This is a genomic window from Streptomyces luteireticuli, from assembly GCF_041519305.1.
GTDB lineage: Bacteria > Actinomycetota > Actinomycetes > Streptomycetales > Streptomycetaceae > Streptomyces > Streptomyces luteireticuli.
On sequence record NZ_CP167927.1, the window covers coordinates 984,462 to 1,003,169 of the forward strand.

The window sequence follows — 18,708 nt, forward strand, 5'->3', positions numbered from 1 at the left end:
GATGAACTCCTTTACCAGGAGGGGCGGTTGATGAGATGAGAGGCCGTGCGCAGGGCCTGGGCGATGATGGTCAGGGTCGGGTTGACGGCCGCGGACGACGGGAAGAAGCCGCCGTCGACGACGTAGAGGTTGCGGACCTCGTGGCTGCGGCAGTACGGGTCGAGGACGGAGCGGGCCGGGTCGTGCCCGGACACAGTGGTGCCGCACTGGTGGCCGGTGTGCTCGACGCCCATGCGGTGGGTGAGGACGAGCGGGTATCCGGCGCGGCGCATCATGCGGGCGCCGGTGCGCACCAGGCGGCGGTGGGCGCGGGCGCCCGCCGGGTGCCAGTCGAGGGCGATGCCGCCGTCGGGCCGGAGCAGGACGCGGTTGCCCGGGCGGGGCAGGTCCTCGGAGATGAGCCACCAGTCGACGCTGCGCCCGGTCAGGGCGTCGAGGACGCGGCGGGGCACATGGGGGTGCGCGGTGGCGACGGCCGCGGTGTGGACCTTGCCCATGAGCTGGAGGTTGCCGAGCGGGTACGGCCCGTGGGGGCCGGCCCGGTAGAAGTCGTTGACGGCGAGCGTCTTCTGGAAGACGGAGGGGTTGGGGCGCCGGGGGGCGACGGCCATGAGCATGCTGTTGTGGTGCAGCATGAGGTTGCGTCCGACCAGCCCGCTGCCGTTGCCGAGCCCCTGCGGATGGGCGGAGGAGGCCGAACGCAGCAGCAGGGCGGCCGAGTTGATCGCGCCGCAGGAGACGACGACGGTGCCGGCGGTGAGGGTGACGGACCGGCCGTTGCGGCGGGCCTCGACGGCGGTGACGGTGCGCCCGTCGGCCCCGGTGCGCAGCCGGGAGACATAGGTGTGGGTGAGCAGGCGGACCGTGGGGGCGCGCAGGGCGGGGCGCAGGGCGCAGGTCTCCGCGTCGCTCTTGGCGCCGACGCGGCAGGGGAAGCCGTCGCAGGTGCCGCAGCGGACGCAGGTGCCGCCGTCGGCCAGGTCGATGCCGAGTTCGAGGGGGTAGGGGTGCAACCCCTGGGCGGCGAGCCGCTGTTCGAGTTCGGCGATGCGGGGGGCGTGGGCGACGGGCGGGTGGGGGTACGGGCCGGAGCGGGCCGGTTCCGTGGGGTCGCGGCCGGGGCTGCCGTGCACCCGGTAGAGGCGTTCGGCCTCGGCGTAGTGGGGCTCCAGGTCGGCGTAGCCGAAGGGCCAGGCCGGGGAGGTGCCGTCCAGGTGCTCGACGGTGGCGAAGTCGCTCTCGCGCAGCCGGGGCAGGCTCGCCCCGTAGACCTTGGTGGTACCGCCGACGTAGTAGTGGGCGGCGGAGGTGAAGGGACGGCCCGAACGGGTGTGCCAGGTCTCGGCGTTGCGGTAGCGGCCGTCGCCGAAGACGGCCCCGGGCGACCAGTTGGCCTTCTCGCGGGGGAGGAAGCCGCCGCGTTCGACGACCAGGACGCGGGCCCCGGTGCCGGCCAGGGCCCAGGCCGTGGTGGCTCCGCCGGCTCCGGAGCCGATGACCACGACGTCGGCGTCGTAGCGGTCGGCGTCGCCCTGCACGACGGGCGGGGTGCCCGGTCCCCAGATGCCGTTCACCGCTCTCCACTCCCCTGCGCGGCGGGACTCCCCTGCGCGGCGGGCCGGAAGAGGCGTACGGCGGTGTCGCGTTCGTAGGGCTGCCGGTCCGGCGCGTGGACGAGTTCGAGGTGCATGCCCCAGGGGGTGGTGAAGTAGACCCACCGGGTGCCCTCGATGGGCCCCTCGCCGACCTGCTGGGGTTCACCGAGCAGGCGCACGCCGGGAGTTGCGGCGAGGCGGCGGACCGTGGCGTCGAAGTCGTCGGTCCACAGGGCGAGGTGATGGCCGCCCCAGTCGTTGTTGCGGGGCATCTCGCGGCGCCGGCCGGGGCCTTCGTACTGGAAGAGTTCGAGGTTGAGGGCGGGGCCGAGGCGCAGCATGGCGATGCGGACGACGGAGCGGGGGTGGGCGCCGAGCTGCCGCTGCATCCAGTCGCCCTCGCGGTCCTCGTACGGCCCTTCGCGGTAGGCCAGTTCGGCACCCAGGACGCCGGTGAAGAAGGCGACGGCCTGTTCGAGGTCGGGGACGGTGTAGGCGACGTGGTGGACGGCGCGGACGCCGGGCACGGTCGGGGCGGTCATGACGGGGTCCTCACGAGTGTCGGGGGTGCGGGGCGGGAGGTGCCGGGTGACGGCCGGGGGCGTCACGGTCAGGCACAGGAGTGCGGCGCCCTCCGGCCCGGCGCGCAGGGCGACGCCGTCGCCCCGGCGGGCCAGCAGCAGGTCGCGGGTGCGCAGGGCGACGCCGCCGGGTTCGGCGGTGAGCGGGCCGCGCAGGACGTACCAGGCCGCTTCGGTGCCCTCGCGCCCGGCGAGGGCGTAGCGGGTCCAGGGGCCCAGGTCCACCCGGTCGGCGGCCTCGCACTCGCTGTGCAGCATGCCGCGCCGGGCGAGACAGCGGATGCGGACGCGTTCGCCGTCGGGGGCCAGGAGGACGGTCGTCGGCCGGCCGGCGTTGGTGATCATCTCGGTGCTCCTCGGGGGACGGCCAGGACGGCGTGGAAGCACTCCAGCCCGTGGCCGCCGGCCGTCAGCCGGGCGGCCGTGCCCAGCGGCAGGGTCAGGGCGGTGCCGGGGGCGAGCGGCACGGTGGTCGGTCCGGTGCGCGCGGTGCCGTCGCCGTCGGTGACGAAGACGGTGTGCTCGACGCCGTCGGCGCGCAGTTCGGCGGTGGCGCCGGACGGCAGCCGGGTGACCTCCACGGTGCGCAGGGGGCCGGTGAGCACGGTGGAGGCGTCCACGGGTCCGGTGCGGCGCAGGTCGGCGATGACGGTGGTCGCGGTGGTGGCGGTGTCACGCATGAAAGGTCCTTTCGGGGCGGGAAGTTCGACGACGAGCCAGGACAGCGGCCGGTCGCCGGTGTTGCGCAGGGCGTGCCGGTGGCCGAGTCCGGTCAGGACGGCCGCGCCCGCGCCCACGGGCCGGGCGACGCCGTCGAGGGCGACCTCGCCCCGGCCGTCGGCGATGAAGTACAACTCCTCGGTACGGGAGTGCAGATGCTCGCCGCTGACGCCGCCGGGCGGCAGCCACGCCCACTCGACGGCCTCCCAGCCGCCGTGCAGCCCGGTGCGCCGGGCCAGGCACGTCCAGCGGGAGTGCCCCTCGGCGGCGTGCACGCCGTGGACGTCGGCGGGGTCGTGGACGGTCGCGACGACGACGGCCTCACGCATGGCCGTTCCCTCCGTACTCCTTCAAGTACCGTGCGGCCTCCGCCAGTTCTCCCGGCATCAGGTCGCCGACGAAGACGGCGTCGCCGATGCCGGAGGGCAGCGGCAGCCGCTGGCTGCCGTCGCGGTGGCGGACGGTGTCGGCGAGCGCCTCCCGAAGGACGTCCGGCGCGCACAGCGGATGCCACACCGGCAGGCCCAGCCTGCGCATCACGTCCAGGACGCGGATGCGTTCTGACGGCTCGACCAGGCCGCGCCGTTCGGCGATGACGGTGGTGAGCGCCATGTCGAGGCAGACCGCCTCGCCGTGCAGCAGCTCGGGCAGGGCCCGCATCTCGATCGTCGGACTGAAGGAGTGGCCGTAGTCGACGATCCGCTCCAGCTCGCTCTCCCACAGATTTCCCTGCAGCTCCTCCAGCATCCCGTGCACGGCCCGGCCCAGGACCTCCTCCGCGACCGGGCGCAGGCTCCGCCCGCCCCGGAAGCGCTCGGTGACGAGCCGGCTGCCGTGCTCGTCGAGCAGCTCGAAGAGGGCGCGGTCCTTGATCAGCGCCATCTTGAGGATCTCGGCCATGCCGTTGCTGAGGTGCCGCCGGTCCAGGGTGACGAGGAAGCCCGGGTCCAACAGGGTCTCGGTGGCCGGGTGGTAGGTGCCCAGCCGGTTCTTGTACGGGCCGAAGTTCACCCCGGTCTTGGCGCCCACGCCCGCGTCGACCAGCCCGATCAGCGTGGTGGGGACACGGACGTAGGGGGTGCTGCGCCGGTAGAGGCTGCAGGCCAGGCCGACGATGTCCAGCAGCACGCCGCCGCCGAGCGCGACGACCGGCTCGCTGCGCCGGGCGATGCCGAACCGGTCCATCGCCTCGACGACGGAGAAGACCGAGTTCATGGTCTTGAGCCGCTCGTGGGCGGCGAGGACGTGGATCCGGTGCCGCAGGCCGCGGGCGGCGCAGTAGGCGCGGATCCGTTCGCCGTACAGGTCGTGGACGGTCGCCTCGACGACGAGCAGCCGGCGCGCGGGGGCGGGGCCGTCGCGGGAGGTCCCCGCCCGGGCGAGCGCGGGGTTGCGGGGGTCCAGCACGTCCGGGGTGAAGGCGACCTCGTAGCGGACGGGTTTGGCGGTGCTGACCGTCCAGGAGCGGACGGGCTCGCCGGAGGTGAACAGGCCGTGCGGGATGCGGGGGGCCAGGGTGGTCACGGTGATCTCCTCACAGAGGGTGGGTGTGCGGCGTCCCTCACCACGCTCGGCGTCCCGGTGCCCCGGGCGCATGAGCGGACGGTCCCGGCCGTGTCCCGGGCGGCGCGGGGCGCCACGGCGTCGAGTCCGGCGCGCAGGAGGGCGGTGCCGACGTCGGTGACGGCGCGGCCGTGCGCCACGTGCGGCTGTCCCAGGCCGTCGAGGAGAACGAGGCCGGCCGTGCCGCCGGGGGCGACGCGCAGGACGTCGTCCGCGGTGACGGGGGACGGCAGGACGGTCGGCGCGCCCCAGCGTTCCAGCAGTTCGCGGTGGGCGGCCTCGCCCTGCGCGTCCAGGAGGCCCAGGAGGCGGGCGCACCGCGCCGCGACGAGCAGCCCGAGCGCGACGGCGTCGCCGTACCGCAGGGCCCCGACGCCGAGCGGCCGCAGGAGATCGGCGACGGCGTGCCCGTACCGCAGCGCCGCGGCCGGGCCGTCCTCGCACGGGTCGTAGCAGGTGAGGGCGGTGCGGGCATCGACGCACAGGGCGATGAACGCGGCCGGGGCGGCCCGGTCGTAGCGCCCGTCGGGGCGCAGCCGGGCGCACACCTGGTCGTAGGAGCCGGGGCAGACGGCCAGGACATTCCTGACCAGGGCGTACAGCCCCGGCCGGAGGGCGCCGGGGGCGAGGGTGGAGAGGAACTCCAGCTGGGCGCGGACGAGGAGGGGGGCGGGGAGCATACGCCCCGCCCGCCCGGCCAGGGACAGCGCCGAGTCGGTCATGGCGGGGAGCGTGGTGGGCAGCAGCACCGGCCCGCGGCCGCCGCGCGCGGCCAGGCGGCGGGCGGCGTCGAGGACGCCCGTACCGCCGAGCGCGACGACCAGTGCGCCGTCGTCGGGAACGCCCTCAAGGACGTCGTCGGAGGCGTCCTCGTGGATGTCCTCGGCGGACAGCGGACGGGCGGGGGCGGCACGCCGCAGGTGCCGCAGCACCCGCTCGGTGTGCACCGCCGGAACGCCGGGTCCCACGACGAGCAGGAACCGCCCGGCATCCAGCGCGCCGACGGTCCGCGTCAGTTCGTCCCAGGTCTCCTCCCCCGCCCGTATCTGGACGGGGAAGGAGACGGGTCCGGCGGTGACGCGCCGGTCCAGGGTCACCGGGGGGTTGTCGGAGGCAGACATCGTGTGTCTCGCAGAACGGTCTGTGCCGGACGGGCCGGATGGATCGGTTGCTTCTTGCAGACCACGCTCCGCGGCCCGACGCCCCAAGGGCATGGGACGACGGCCCCGTCGACGCCTCATACCGATGAGTCGACGCTTCACGCCGACGAGTCGACGCCTCATACCGACGACATGCCGAATGCGGCGGGGCGTCCGGGCTTCCTGCACAGCCTGGACGCCGACGACCGCCGCGCCTACCGTGGCGATACCGCCCGAGCCACCGTCCACCGCGCCCCGGCGGATACCCCGGGACACTTCCCAACCCCGCACGCCCCTCGGCGCGTTGAGCGGACCGCGAGCGTCCGCCGGGCTTCATGCGCCGCGTGTCTTTCCCCCATTCGGACGAGTTGGTCACCGGGTGTCCGCGAACGGCACCTGAACGAGTGGAGGGAGAAACGTGATGACGACGACCGAACGGGCCGGGCAGGGGCTCAGAGGAACAGCGGATCCCGGCCGTCCCCCGATGCCCGAACCCAAGGAAGTCCGATGCAGGAACGCCGGAGTGCGGAACGCGTTCGAGGACGCGTCCTTCCTCCGGCTGTGCGCCCGGATCCCCGCCCTGCTGCGGCAGATCGCCACGATGGCGTGGCGGATCGACCGGCGGGACGTACTGGTGCTGCTCGGCTGCCAGCTGGCCTCCGGCACGGCGGCGGCGGTCGGCCTGGCCGCGACGGCCGACGCGATGGCCCCGGTCCTCGGCGGCGGGCTCGTACCCGACCGCATCCGCGAGGCCCTCCCGGCGCTCGCCGTCGTCGCGGTGGCCGCCGCCGTCGCCCGCGTCACCTACGGCATCGCCTCCTGGGCCGTCGGCCGCCTGAAACCCCGCCTGATGACCGCCGCGGACGTGGCCCTGGTCGAGGCGGTCGTCTCGGTGGAACTGTCCGCGCTCAACCGGGCGGACTTCGCCGACGAGCACGAGGCCGCCGAGACCGGCGCCCTGCGCTGCGACCGGATGCTCTACGACGCGCAGGCGTTCATGTCCGCACTGATCCGGCTGATGGCCGCCTTCGGCGTGCTCACCGTGCTGCACCCGCTGATGCTGCCGGTGCTGGTCCTGGCGGTCCTGCCGTCCGGCGCGGGCGCGGTGGCCGAGGCGAAGATCGAGCACCGCACGCACTACGCCAACGTCTCCAGCCGCAACGTCAAGGGGATGATGCGCTGGCACGTCACCACGCCCCGGCTCGCGGACGAGGTGCGCGCCAACAGCATGAAGGCGTACCTGCTGTTCTGGTACCGCACGATCTCGCACCGCATCGACGCCCGCGTCGTCTCGGCGGCGGACCGGCAGCTGCGCGCCAACCTCGTGGCGGCGGTGGCCGGCGGGGTGTGTCTGACGCTGGCCTGGTGCACGCTGCTGTGGCTCACCGTCACCGGCCGGGTGTCGTTCGCCGTCTCGGCCACCGCCGTCGTCGCGGTGCGCGCCGCACTGGGCAACCTGACCAACGTGGTGCACTACTGCACCAGCCTGTTCCACTCCACGCTCTATCTCGGCGACTGGAAGCGGTTCGTGGACGACACCCGGACCCTGGCGCCCGCCCGGGGCCGCGTCCCGGCCCCCGTCCACCCGGAGACGATCCGCTTCGACGAGGTGAGCTACTCGTACCCGAACAAGGCGCGGCCCGCCGTCGACGGCCTCTCGCTCACCCTGCGGCGGGGCGAACTGGTCGCGGTGGTCGGCGAGAACGGCTCCGGGAAGTCCACGCTGATGCGCCTGGTGACCGGGCTGTTCGTCGCCGACAAGGGGACGGTGTCCTGGGACGGGGTGGACTTGGCGGCCGCCGACCCGGAGACGGTGTGGGCGCGCACCGGGCTCGTCCCGCAGTTCTTCGCCTACTGGCCGCTGACCGCCCGCGAGAACATCACCCTGGGCCAGCCGCTGACGCGGGACGACGGACGGGTGTGGGAGACCGTGGACACGGTGGGGCTGCGCGAGACGGTCGAGGAGTTTCCCGAGGGTCTCGACATGCTGCTGGCACGGGAGTTGTGGGGCGGGGTGAACCTCTCCGGCGGGCAGTGGCAGCGCATCGCCTGCGCCCGCGCCCTGTACCGCAGGCCGCCGGTGCTCATCCTGGACGAACCCACCAGCGAACTCGACGCCCGCGGTGAGCACATGATCTTCCAGGCGCTCAAGGACATGGCCAAGGACCGGATCACGATCGTGGTCACGCACCGCCTCGACAACACCCGCATCGCGGACCGCATCGTCGTCATGGAGCGGGGCCGCATCACGGAGAACGGCACGTTCGACCAACTCGTGACGGCCGGCGGGCTCTTCCAGGAGCTCTATGCGCTGTCGCAGGACCGCTGACGGCGCGGATCGCGCCACCGGGTGCCGTGACCCGCGCCCCGGCCCGGCCGACGGGCCGGGTCACGGCACCCACAGCGTCCGCGCGGCACCCGGTGGATTCCCGCCATATGCGCGGAGCAGTGGTGGCGCACCCGTCCCGTCCTACGACGACGAAGCGCCCGCCCCGTCGTTGTACGACGGGACGGGCGCTCGGCGCGTACGGAACCGCTCAGACCCGCGCGTCGGTCCGCAGCAACCGCCGACGGCGCAGCAGCACGAGCGGGACGGCGCCGGCGATGCCCAGCGCGGCGGGGGCGGTGGCGGCCGCCGCCTTGTCGATGCCCTTCTGGCCGAAGGTGTCCGGCACCGGCAGGGTCGACCAGCGGTCGATCGGCCAGGCGACGACGATCGCGCGGCCCACGACGTTGTCGACGGGCACGAAGCCATTGCCCGGCTCGTCCTGGTGGTAGCGGGAGTCCGCCGAGTTCTGCCGGTGGTCGCCCATCACCCACAGCTTGCCCTTGGGCACGGTGACCTTGAACTGGCCCTGGATGCCCAGGCTGCAGGGGGTGTTCCCCTCGAAGACGTACGACTGCTCGTCCAGCGGCTTGCCGTTGACCTTCACCGGACCGTCGCCCTTGCACTCGACGGTGTCGCCGCCGACGCCGATGACGCGTTTGATGAGGTCCTTCTCGTTGGCCGACGGCATCAGGCCGATCCAGCTGAGGACCTTCTGCACCGCGTTGGGCTGGGGGGTGGGCTCGTCCTTCAGCCAGGTGCCGGGGTCGTGGAAGACGACGACCTCACCGCGCTCGGGCTCGGCACCGAACCAGGGCGTGAGCTTGTCCACCAGCACCCGGTCGCCCCGCTGCAGGGTGTTCTGCATGGAGTCCGAGGGGATGGAGAAGGCCTGCACCAGGAACGTCTTGATGAGCAGCGCCAGCACCAGGGCGACACCGATGAGGAGGGGCAGCTCCTTCCAGAACGGACGCTGCTGCTTCTTCGCCTTGCTCTCCTTCGTCCTCACGGGCTCTTCGGGCCGCTCACCGGGCCCGTCCTGCTCCGACCGCGCACCGACCGCCACGTCCCCCACATCCACTCCTTACCTCGACCACCGTCCGCCCGGTCCGCGGGACGGCCCCGCACCCCCCGCACAGCGGGGAGTGCCGAAGGGGCCACCCTATGCGAAGAGGCTGTGCTTGGTTTCCTCCTCATGGCCACGGCCGGGGGATTCCTCCCCGTGACGCGGGTTCGCCTTTCCCCGGCGCCGGGGTCGGTGGTACAGGGGGGTCGCTCTCGTGGCCGATCCGCGCCGGGCGCTCACGTCCACCGCGAGGGCGGCCGGCGCAGGCTCAGTTCCATGAGCTCGTACGGTACGAGCTCACTCCGCCCGCTCGCGCCACTGCGAGCAGCCGTCCTGGACCCCGGCGATGCTCGGGTGGCGCACGGCGTCCAGCCCGTCGTCGGCGAGGAGGTCGGCGATCAGGGCCGAGGGGCCGAAGACCTCGGTCGCGCTCAGGTCCCAGTTCGTGAGCACGAACCAGGAGCCGTCCAGGGGCCACCAGTGCGCCGGGAACTGCATGCTCGTGGTCCGGCCGGGCCATGCGCAGGCGTCGTGGTGGCCGAGCGCCTCGTCCAGCCGCCCCCTGCGGGCCGGAACCGGGCGGCATGCGTCCTCGATCATCGCCTGGGCCCAGTAGCACTCCGTGCGCGATCCGTCGGGACTGTGGCGGGCGAGGATCTCGACGAGGCGGGCCAGACTGCCGCGGTCGATCTCCCCCAGCATCGGGTGCTCGAAGCCCTCGGGCAGGTCCAGATGCTCGAAGACCCGGAAGGAGGGGGTGTACTGCCAGTCCTCCAGACGTTTGCCGGCATGGGCCAGCGCGTCGTTCCAGCGGGTCCTTCGCCCTCCCACAGCGGCGGCGTGCAGGACCCAGCAGCGGTCGGGGAAGCCCTCCTGGGGCTCGTAGCCCAGGATGGCCTCGACGTCCTCCAGGGCCGGGCGCATACCGCCCAGCGAATCGTCGTCCGGCACGAGCTCCAACGCGAAATCCCTCAACACTTCGATCATGTACGTACGTTCTGTAGTCAATCGAGGTTAAAGGACGAGCCAAGGTGCTCAAAACCGCCCCTGTCGCTGCGCAGGAAGACCGGCCGGCAGGGCACCGAGGGTGCGGGAGCCGGTGCGGGGTGCAGCGATGGCGGACCGCCCCGCCGAATGTGCCCACGGCAAAGGCCCTTTCCTCGTGCGACGGGTCGGTGATGCGGCCGGGACGGAGGTGACCGCAGGACTTCAAGCGCGCTTGAAGTCAAGGAGGGAGATCGGCCGCGGATGCCACAACGACCCTTCCCTTCCGGCACCTTGAGGCGCCCGGCCTGCGGAGGGCCTTGTTCCAGAAACCGTTGCACAGACCGATCGGACCCACTTAGTGTTCCCTTACTTCACCGATGCGACAGTGGGAACCTGACCACTGCGCACCCCGAAAGGAGCCACACGATGGCGTCGGAACGGGAACGGACCACCCACGGCCGGGCCGCACGGTCGGTCATCACCGACCTGATCTGGGGAAAGATGATCTCGTCCCTGCTGTCCAGCACCCTGAGGCTGGGCATCCCGGACGTCCTGGGCGACGAGGCCCGCGGCGCCGCCGAGGTGGCGGAGCGGTGCGGCACCCTGCCGGACACCACCCTGCGTCTGCTACGGGCCCTGGCCGGGCTGGAGTTGCTCGCCGAGGAGCGGCCGGGGGTCTTCCGCCTGACGCCGGCCGGCGCGCTGCTGCGCACCGACAACCCCGAGGGCATGAGCACCCTCGTGCACCTCTACACCGACTCCGTCATCGTCGGTCCCTGGGAACAGCTCGACCACAGCCTGCGCACCGGACTGCCGTCGTTCGACGAGGTCTTCGGCCACGACTACTTCACCCACCTCAAGGAAAACCCGGGCCTCTCCGCGGACTTCAACCGGGCGATGGGCCAGTCCACCCGGCTGACCGCCGAAGTCGTCCCCTCGTGCTACGACTTCTCCCGCTTCCACACCGTCGTCGACATGGGCGGCGGCGACGGCACGCTGATCGCCGGCATTCTCGGCGAACACCCCGGGCTGAACGGGGTTATCTACGACACCCCGGAGGGACTGGCCCAGGCGACCACCCTGCTGGAGCGCGCCGGAGTCGCCGACCGCTGCACGCTGGAGACCGGCGACTTCTTCGCCTCCGCCCCGAAGGGCGGGGACCTCTACCTGCTCAAGAGCATCCTGCACGACTGGAACGACAGCCAGTGCCACGCGATCCTCTCCGGGATCCGCCGGGTCATCCCCGACGGCGGGCGGGTCCTGGCCATCGATCCGGTCCTGGCGGACGTCGTGGACCCGGCGACCGTCCGCGTCCACCACTACCTCAGCGACCTCAACATGCTGGTGAACGCGGGCGGCAGGGAACGCACACAGCAGGACTTCCGGGAGCTGTTCGCCGACGCCGGCTTCGGCCTGGCCTCGGTCACGCCGCTGCCGGAGCCGAGTCCGCTCTCGCTGATCGAGGCCACCCCCGTCTGACCTCCGCACCGGGTCCGGCGCAGTCAGGATCGTGTCAACGTCGCGGTGCGGAACGGCGATCGGGCGCCCGTGACGAGCGACGATGGCTTCTCGAACACCGTTCCGGCACACCGCCGCGCGGCACGGGCTCCCCCTCGTGCCGCCCGGTGGCGTGCCGCCAGGCGTGCAGAGGAGCGACGGGCGATGGCGCAGGGCAGCCTCCCGACCGGGACGGCCGAGGCGACCGGGACCGCCGGGGCGACCAGGACTGCCGAGACGGCCGGGGCACCGGGCCGGCGGCCCGGCCGGCTCAAGGTCTTCCTCGGGGCGGCCCCCGGCGTCGGCAAGACCTACCGGATGCTCGACGAGGGCCGCCGCCGGGCCCGGCGCGGTGCCGACGTGGTGGTGGCGCTGGCCGAGTGCCACCGGCGGCCGCGCACGGAGGCGATGCTCGCCGGCCTGGAGCTGCTGCCCCGCCGCCGGGTCACCCACCGGGGCGCCGCGCACACCGAGCTCGACCTCGACGCGGTGCTGACCCGCCGCCCCGAGGTGGCGCTCGTCGACGACCTGGCGCACACCAACGTCCCGGGCGTCCTGCACACCCGCCGCTGGGAGGACGTCGAGACGCTGCTCGCGGCGGGCATCGACGTGCTGACCACGCTCAACATCGAGCACCTGGAATCCCTCAACGACGTCGTACGGAAGATCACGGGAGTGCCGCAGCGGGAGACCGTGCCGGACGACATGGTCCGCCGGGCCTGGCAGATCGAGCTGGTGGACCTGCCGCCGGAGGCGCTGCGCCGCCGGCTGGCGCACGGCGACGTGTACCCGCCGGAGAGGATCGACGCCGCCCTCTCGCACTACTTCCGGCTCGGCAACCTCACCGCCCTGCGCGAACTGGCCCTGCTGTGGGTCGCGGACCGGGTCGACGAGACCTTGCAGCGCTACCGCAGCGAGCACGGCATAGGGGGCGTGTGGGAGACCCGTGAACGCGTGGTCGTCGCGCTGACCGGCGGTGCCGAGGGCGCGACCCTCATCCGGCGGGCGGCGCGCATCGCCGCCCGCTCCTCCGGCGGCGACCTGCTCGCCGTCCATGTGGCCCGCAGCGACGGGCTCGTCGGCTCCTCCCCCGCCGCGCTGGCCCGCCAGCGCCAGCTGGTCGAGAGCCTCGGCGGCAGCTACCACACGGTGGTCGGCGACGATGTCCCCGCCGCCCTGGTCGAGTTCGCCCGCGCGGAGAACGCGACCCAGCTGGTCGTCGGCGTCAGCCGGCGGGGACGGCCGGCCCGGCTCGCCACCCGCGGGGTGGGCGAGCGGGTCGTCGAACGGTCGGAGGACATCGACGTCCACCTGGTCACCCACGAACGGGCCGGGCGCGGGCTGCCCCGGCCGGCCGGCACCGGACGGCTGACCGGGGCGCGCCGGACCGTCGGCTTCGCCGCCGGGCTCGTCCTGCCCGTCCTCCTCACGGTGCTGCTGCGCCGGCTCTCCCCCGACCTGCACTTCAACCTGACCAGCCAGACGCTGCTGTTCCTGCTCGCCGTGGTCGCCGTGGCCTGCGTCGGCGGGGTGGTCTCGGCGCTGCTGGCCTCCCTGACGGCCTCTCTGCTGCTCAACTACTACTTCATCCCGCCGACCGGCCGGTTCACCGTCCACGGGGTCAACAACGTCCTGGCCCTGGTCGCCTTCGCGCTGGTCGCCGTCACCGTCGCCGCGGTCGTGGACCGCTCGCTGCGGCTGGGGCGCAGGGCCGCCAGCGCCGCCGCCGAGGCCGCGACCCTCTCGTCCCTGGCGGGCGGCATCCTGCGCGGCGAGCACTCCGTCCCCCTGCTGCTGCAACGCACCCGCGAGACGTTCGGCATGGAGACCGCCGAGCTGCGCCCGCGCGGGGAGGGCGGCGGGCGGCCGGACGCGCCCGAGATCGCGGTGCCGGTGGGCGACGACGGCGAACTGGTGCTGCGGGGCCGGGCCCTGCCCGCGACCGAGCACCGGGTCCTCACCGCGTTCGCCGCGCATCTGCGGGCCGCGCTCGACCACGCCCGGCTGGCCGAGGCCGTCGCCGAGGTGGAGCCGGTCAAGGCGGCGGACCGGATGCGCACCGCCCTGCTCGCCGCCGTCAGCCACGACCTGCGCACCCCGCTGGCCGGCAGCTGGGCGGCCATCAGCTCGCTGCGCAGCCGCGAGGTGGAGTTCTCGCCGGAGGACCGCGAGGAACTCCTCGCCACGGCCGAGGAGTCGCTGGCCAAGCTCAACCGGCTGGTGGACAACCTGCTGGACATGAGCCGCATCCAGGCCGGGGCGCTGACCCTGCGGCTCCAGCCCACCGCGTTCGCCGACGTGCTGCCGATGGCGCTGGACACCCTGCCCGAGGCGCCGGCCGCCCCGGTCGCCGCCAAGGGGCTGGACGCCGTGCCGGACGTGCTGGCCGATCCGCCGCTGCTGGAGCGGGTCGTCGCCAACCTGGTCGCCAACGCCACCCGGCACTCCCCTCCCGGGCGCCCCGTCACGGTGGCGGCCAGCGTCCTGGACTCGCGCGTCGAGCTGCGCGTCATCGACCGCGGCCCGGGCATCAGCCCCGCCCATCTGGAGCGGGCGTTCGCCCCGTTCCAGCGCCTCGGCGACACCGACAACACCACGGGCCTGGGGCTGGGCCTGGCGCTGTCGCGGGGCCTGACCGAGGCCATGGGCGGCACGATCACGCCCGAGGACACCCCCGGCGGCGGCCTGACGATGGTGGTCTCCCTGCCGGCCGCCCGGCCTCCGGCGGACTGCCCTGTTCCCGCGCTCTAGGGCGTGTCCGATGGGGCGGTGCGGGCCCTGCGGCGTCTGGTGCGGTGCATCGCAAGGCGGAGCACCACCCGCGTACTGGACGTACTCGGGTGATGCGACAACGCGGCGAGGTGCCGTACCAGGCGTCGCAGGGCCTGTGCCGCCCCATCGGACACGCCCTAGGAACACCCGGGCGGGCACTCACGACGCCGGGAAGGGCGGCGGGGAACCGGAACGAGCCACTTCCCCGTCACCCGCCACCTCGCGTGTTCCTCGGTGCCGCCGCCCAAACCCGCCATTACGGTGGGTTGCTGTGCATGCGCCCGACCCGACGCCCCTGCGTCCGCCCCCGCTGATCAGAACACGTCATCGAACGCAATGAAGAAGCCGTCAAAAAGACGTGCCGGGGCGTCAGAAGACCGCTAAAGGGCCTCGCCACGGCCGCGTCCCGGCGCTTCGCTACGGATGGCTCGAACCCGTCGGTCCACCGTCTCCGGCCCCCGGCACCCCCTCCCCGTTCCGCCCGGCCGGGAGACGCATCCCCCCACTCCTCCGACACCACGGGGTGTATCGCCCATGGCGGATCTGGCATTCATCGGCATCGCCGTTCTGGCGTTCGGTCTCCTCCACTACGCCCTCAAGGGAGTCGAGCGCCTGTGAGCATCGACAACGCCGTCGGGCTGGCCGTGGCCGTGGCCCTCGTCCTGTACCTGGTGTACTGCCTGCTCTTCCCGGAGAGGTTCTGATGGGCGCCACCCTCGCGGGCTGGCTGCAGGTGCTCACGCTGGTGGCCGCGCTCGCCCTGTCCCACCGCCCGCTGGGCGACCACATCGCCCGCTGCCTGACCGCCCCCCGCCATCTGCGTGCCGAGCGGCTGGTCTACCGGGCGGGCGGGGTGGGCGCGGACACCGAGCAGACCTGGGCCGCCTATCTGCGCGCGGTCCTGGCCTTCTCCCTCGTCTCCGTCCTCTTCCTGTACGGATTCCAGCGGCTGCAGGACCATCTGCTGCTGTCGCTGGGTATGAAGCCGGTCGCCCCGGACCTGGCCTTCAACACGGCGGTCTCGTTCGTCACCAACACCAACTGGCAGGCGTACGCGGGCGAGTCGACGATGGGCCACCTGGTGCAGACGGCCGGGCTCGCCGTGCAGAACTTCGTCTCCGCCGCGGTGGGCATCGCGGTCGTCGCCACGCTCATCCGGGGGTTCACCCGCGAACGGGCGGACCACGTCGGCAACTTCTGGGTGGACCTCACGCGCATCGTGGTCCGCGTCCTGCTGCCGCTCGCGTTCGTCTTCGCCCTCGTCCTCGCCGCGGGCGGGGTGATCCAGAACTTCCACGGCTTCCAGGACGTCACCACGGTCGCCGGCGGCCACCAGAGCATCCCGGGCGGGCCGATGGCCTCGCAGGAGGCCATCAAGCAACTCGGCACCAACGGCGGCGGGTTCTTCAACGCCAACTCCGCCCACCCCTTCGAGAATCCCACCGCCTTCACCAACCTGCTGGAGATCTATCTGCTGCTGGTGGTCTCCGTCTCGCTGCCGCGCACCTTCGGCACCATGGTCGGCGACCGGCGCCAGGGCTACGCGGTGCTCGCCGTCATGGCCCTGCTGTGGACCGTGTCGGTGATCGGGGTCACCCTCAACGAGCTGCAGAGCGACGCCAGTTCGGCGGGGCACGCGGCCGGCGGCATGATGGAGGGCAAGGAACAGCGGCTCGGCGTCTGGGCGTCCGCGCTGTTCGCCGTCTCCACCACGCTCACCTCGTGCGGGGCGGTCGACTCCGCCCACGACTCGTACTCCCCGCTCGGCGGCGGACTGCTGATCTTCAACATGATGCTCGGCGAGATCGCGCCCGGCGGCACCGGCTCCGGCCTCTACGGCATGCTCGTCCTGGCGGTGGTGGCCGTGTTCGTCGCCGGCCTGATGGTCGGCCGCACGCCCGAGTACCTCGGCAAGAAGCTCGGCAGCCGCGAGATGCGGTTCGCCTCGCTCTACATCCTCACCACCCCCGCCCTCGTCCTGGTGGGAACGGGCCTGGCCATGGCCCTGCCCGGCGAGCGGGCGGCGATGACCAACGCGGGCCCGCACGGCTTCTCCGAGGTCCTCTACGCCTTCACCTCGGCGGCCAACAACAACGGCTCCGCCTTCGCCGGTCTCCGGGCGGACACCGTCTGGTACAACACGGCCCTCGGCCTGGCGATGCTCTTCGGCCGCTTCCTGCCCATGGTCTTCGTCCTCGCCCTGGCCGGGACGCTGGCCCGGCAGCGCGCCGTCCCCGTGACCGCGGGCACCCTGCCCACCCACCGCCCGCAGTTCGTGGGCCTGTTGACGGCCGTGATCCTCCTCGTCGTCGGCCTCACCTACTTCCCGTCCCTGGCCCTGGGGCCGCTCGCGGAAGGACTGCACTGATGACCCCCACAGCGCCCGCCGCCCGTCCGCCGCACCGGGTCGCCGCCGGCCTCCTCGACCCCCGGCAGCTCCTCACCTCCTTCCCCGGCGCCCTGCGCAAGCTCGACCCGCGCCGGATGGCCCGTCAGCCCGTGATGTTCGTGGTCGAGGTCGGAGCGGTCCTGACCACCCTGTCTGCCGTGCGGGATCCCGGCGTCTTCCCCTGGGTCATCACCGCCTGGCTGTGGCTGACCGTGGTCTTCGCCAACCTCGCCGAGGCGGTCGCGGAGGGCCGGGGCAAGGCCCAGGCCGACACCCTGCGGCGGACCCGGACGCAGACGACGGCACGCCGTCTGGCCGACTGGCGGCCCGGCACCGGGAGCGTGCGCGAGGAGGAGGTGCCCGCCGCCGCGCTGCGGCCGGGCGATCACGTCCTGGTGGAGGCCGGGCAGATCATCCCCGGCGACGGGGACGTCGTCGAGGGCGTGGCGAGCGTCGACGAGTCGGCGATCACCGGTGAATCCGCCCCGGTCATCCGGGAGTCGGGCGGTGACCGCTCGGCCGTCACCGGCGGCACCAAGGTGCTCTCCGACCGCATCGTCGTCGTCATCACCGCCAAGCCCGGCGAGACGTTCATCGACCGGATGATCGCCCTCGTCGAGGGCGCGGCCCGGCAGAAGACGCCCAACGAGATCGCGCTCAACATCCTGCTCGCGGCCCTGACCATCGTCTTCCTGGTCGCGGTCGTCACGCTCCAGCCGTTCGCGGTCTACGCCGACGCCGAGCAGAGCATCGTCGTGCTCGTCGCGCTGGTCGTCGCGCTGATCCCGACCACGATCGGCGCGCTGCTCTCCGCGATCGGCATCGCGGGCATGGACCGGCTGGTCCAGCGCAACGTGCTGGCCATGTCGGGGCGCGCGGTCGAGGCCGCCGGGGACGTCAACACCCTGCTGCTCGACAAGACGGGCACCATCACGCTCGGCAGCCGGGAGGCCGCCGAGTTCCTGCCCGTGACCGGGGTCGGCGCCGGGGAACTCGCCGAGGCGGCCCAGCTCTCCTCGCTCGCCGACGAGACGCCCGAGGGCCGGTCCGTGGTGGTCCTCGCCAAGCGGCAGCACGCGCTGCGGGCCCGCGGCGAGGGCGAGCTGGCGCGGGCGGCGTTCGTGCCGTTCACCGCGCAGACGCGGATGAGCGGGGTGGACGTGGAGGGGCGGCGCATCCGCAAGGGCGCGGCCGGGGCCGTCGCCCAGTGGGTGACCGACGGCGGCGGGACCGTGCCGGAGGAGGTCCACGAGACCGTCGCACGGGTCTCGCGCGGCGGCGGGACGCCGCTCGTGGTCGCCCTGCAGGACGGCCGCGGCACCCGGGTGCTGGGCGTGGTCCACCTCAAGGACGTCGTCAAGGAGGGCATGCGCGAACGGTTCGGCGAACTGCGGCGCATGGGCATCCGCACGGTGATGATCACGGGTGACAACCCGCTGACGGCGAAGGCCATCGCCCAGGAGGCCGGGGTCGACGACTTCCTGGCGGAGGCCACGCCCGAGGACAAGATGGCGCTCATCAAGCGCGAGCAGGCCGGCGGCAAGCTCGTCGCGATGACCGGCGACGGCACCAACGACGCTCCGGCCCTGGCCCAGGCGGACGTGGGCGTGGCGATGAACACCGGCACCTCGGCCGCCAAGGAGGCCGGGAACATGGTGGACCTGGACTCCAACCCCACCAAGCTCATCGAGATCGTCGAGATCGGCAAACAACTCCTCATCACCCGGGGCGCCTTGACGACCTTCTCCATCGCCAACGACGTCTCCAAATACTTCGCGATCATCCCCGCCATGTTCACCACCGCCTACCCGGGCCTGGACCGCCTCAACGTCATGCGGCTGCACAGCCCGACGTCGGCGGTGACCTCGGCGATCGTCTTCAACGCCCTGATCATCGTGGTGCTGATCCCGCTGGCGCTGCGCGGCGTGCGCTACCGCCCGTCCTCGGCGTCGGCCCTGCTCGGCCGGAACATCGGGCTCTACGGACTCGGCGGGCTCGTCCTGCCGTTCGTCGCCATCAAACTCATCGACCTCGCCGTCCAGTTCGTACCCGGCCTGCACTGACGGCCGAGAG

General features: G+C 73.0%; 13 protein-coding genes. 6 read left to right on the forward strand and 7 right to left on the reverse strand.

What is annotated here, in order from left to right:
• Nucleotides 1-11: 11 nt before the first annotated feature.
• Genes AB8735_RS04275 through AB8735_RS04295 form a run of 5 tightly spaced genes read right to left on the reverse strand, consistent with a single transcriptional unit; the run spans nt 12 to nt 5,580 of the window.
• Nucleotides 12-1,574, reverse strand: a complete 1,563-nt coding sequence (locus tag AB8735_RS04275; RefSeq protein ID WP_372405463.1) for a GMC family oxidoreductase — start codon at nt 1,572-1,574, stop codon at nt 12-14.
• Nucleotides 1,571-2,521 (reverse strand): VOC family protein, encoded by a 951-nt coding sequence (locus AB8735_RS04280; protein ID WP_372405465.1) that lies wholly within the window; start codon nt 2,519-2,521, stop codon nt 1,571-1,573. Before AB8735_RS04280 ends, AB8735_RS04275 begins: the two co-directional genes overlap by 4 nt.
• A complete protein-coding gene (locus AB8735_RS04285; RefSeq protein WP_372405466.1) occupies nt 2,518-3,225 on the reverse strand; it encodes a cupin domain-containing protein in 708 nt (235 codons plus the stop codon). The genes AB8735_RS04280 and AB8735_RS04285 overlap by 4 nt, the downstream gene beginning before the upstream one ends.
• Nucleotides 3,218-4,411, reverse strand: coding sequence for a sedoheptulose 7-phosphate cyclase (locus AB8735_RS04290; RefSeq protein WP_372411771.1), 1,194 nt, complete (start codon nt 4,409-4,411; stop codon nt 3,218-3,220). Before AB8735_RS04290 ends, AB8735_RS04285 begins: the two co-directional genes overlap by 8 nt.
• Before the next feature lie 5 nt (nt 4,412-4,416).
• A complete protein-coding gene (locus AB8735_RS04295) occupies nt 4,417-5,580 on the reverse strand; it encodes a hypothetical protein (protein ID WP_372405467.1) in 1,164 nt (387 codons plus the stop codon).
• 439 nt (nt 5,581-6,019) lie between these two features.
• Between AB8735_RS04295 and AB8735_RS04300 the strand changes: the two genes are divergently transcribed.
• The gene (locus AB8735_RS04300; RefSeq protein ID WP_372405469.1) at nt 6,020-7,927 is read left to right on the forward strand and encodes an ABC transporter ATP-binding protein; all 1,908 of its coding nucleotides are present in this window, start codon (nt 6,020-6,022) and stop codon (nt 7,925-7,927) included.
• A 208-nt stretch (nt 7,928-8,135) separates the two neighbouring features.
• On the opposite strand, the gene lepB is transcribed toward AB8735_RS04300, so the two are convergent.
• The gene (gene lepB, locus AB8735_RS04305) at nt 8,136-8,999 is read right to left on the reverse strand and encodes a signal peptidase I (protein WP_344027211.1); all 864 of its coding nucleotides are present in this window, start codon (nt 8,997-8,999) and stop codon (nt 8,136-8,138) included.
• A gap of 288 nt (nt 9,000-9,287) precedes the next feature.
• Nucleotides 9,288-9,977 (reverse strand): hypothetical protein, encoded by a 690-nt coding sequence (locus AB8735_RS04310; protein ID WP_372405471.1) that lies wholly within the window; start codon nt 9,975-9,977, stop codon nt 9,288-9,290.
• Nucleotides 9,978-10,403: 426 nt separating this feature from the next.
• Here AB8735_RS04310 and AB8735_RS04315 point away from each other — a divergent pair, with 426 nt between their 5' ends.
• The 5 genes from AB8735_RS04315 (at nt 10,404) to kdpB (ending at nt 18,698) form a co-directional block, all read left to right on the forward strand.
• The gene (locus tag AB8735_RS04315; protein WP_344027215.1) at nt 10,404-11,456 is read left to right on the forward strand and encodes a methyltransferase; all 1,053 of its coding nucleotides are present in this window, start codon (nt 10,404-10,406) and stop codon (nt 11,454-11,456) included.
• A gap of 183 nt (nt 11,457-11,639) precedes the next feature.
• Nucleotides 11,640-14,225 carry an ATP-binding protein gene (locus tag AB8735_RS04320; protein WP_372405473.1) on the forward strand — a complete coding sequence of 862 codons (2,586 nt, stop codon included), beginning with the start codon at nt 11,640-11,642 and terminating at the stop codon, nt 14,223-14,225.
• Nucleotides 14,226-14,860: 635 nt separating this feature from the next.
• Entirely contained in the window at nt 14,861-14,950 is a 90-nt protein-coding gene (kdpF, locus tag AB8735_RS04325) for a K(+)-transporting ATPase subunit F (RefSeq protein WP_199895710.1), read from the forward strand.
• Nucleotides 14,950-16,614 carry a potassium-transporting ATPase subunit KdpA gene (gene kdpA / locus AB8735_RS04330; RefSeq protein WP_372405475.1) on the forward strand — a complete coding sequence of 555 codons (1,665 nt, stop codon included), beginning with the start codon at nt 14,950-14,952 and terminating at the stop codon, nt 16,612-16,614. The genes kdpF and kdpA overlap by 1 nt, the downstream gene beginning before the upstream one ends.
• Nucleotides 16,614-18,698: a potassium-transporting ATPase subunit KdpB gene (kdpB, locus tag AB8735_RS04335; protein WP_372405477.1), complete on the forward strand. Its 2,085-nt coding sequence runs from the start codon at nt 16,614-16,616 to the stop codon at nt 18,696-18,698. Before kdpA ends, kdpB begins: the two co-directional genes overlap by 1 nt.
• The last annotated feature ends 10 nt before the right edge of the window (nt 18,699-18,708 follow it).

Coding starts and splice junctions, on each gene's coding strand:
- AB8735_RS04280 (WP_372405465.1), bottom strand. CDS start 2,521: ATGATCACCAACGCCGGCCGGCCGACGACCGTCCTCCTGGCCCCCGAC.
- AB8735_RS04300 (WP_372405469.1), top strand. CDS start 6,020: ATGACGACGACCGAACGGGCCGGGCAGGGGCTCAGAGGAACAGCGGAT.
- AB8735_RS04285 (WP_372405466.1), bottom strand. CDS start 3,225: ATGCGTGAGGCCGTCGTCGTCGCGACCGTCCACGACCCCGCCGACGTC.
- kdpA (WP_372405475.1), top strand. CDS start 14,950: ATGGGCGCCACCCTCGCGGGCTGGCTGCAGGTGCTCACGCTGGTGGCC.
- kdpB (WP_372405477.1), top strand. CDS start 16,614: ATGACCCCCACAGCGCCCGCCGCCCGTCCGCCGCACCGGGTCGCCGCC.
- AB8735_RS04310 (WP_372405471.1), bottom strand. CDS start 9,977: ATGATCGAAGTGTTGAGGGATTTCGCGTTGGAGCTCGTGCCGGACGAC.
- AB8735_RS04295 (WP_372405467.1), bottom strand. CDS start 5,580: ATGTCTGCCTCCGACAACCCCCCGGTGACCCTGGACCGGCGCGTCACC.
- AB8735_RS04315 (WP_344027215.1), top strand. CDS start 10,404: ATGGCGTCGGAACGGGAACGGACCACCCACGGCCGGGCCGCACGGTCG.
- AB8735_RS04320 (WP_372405473.1), top strand. CDS start 11,640: ATGGCGCAGGGCAGCCTCCCGACCGGGACGGCCGAGGCGACCGGGACC.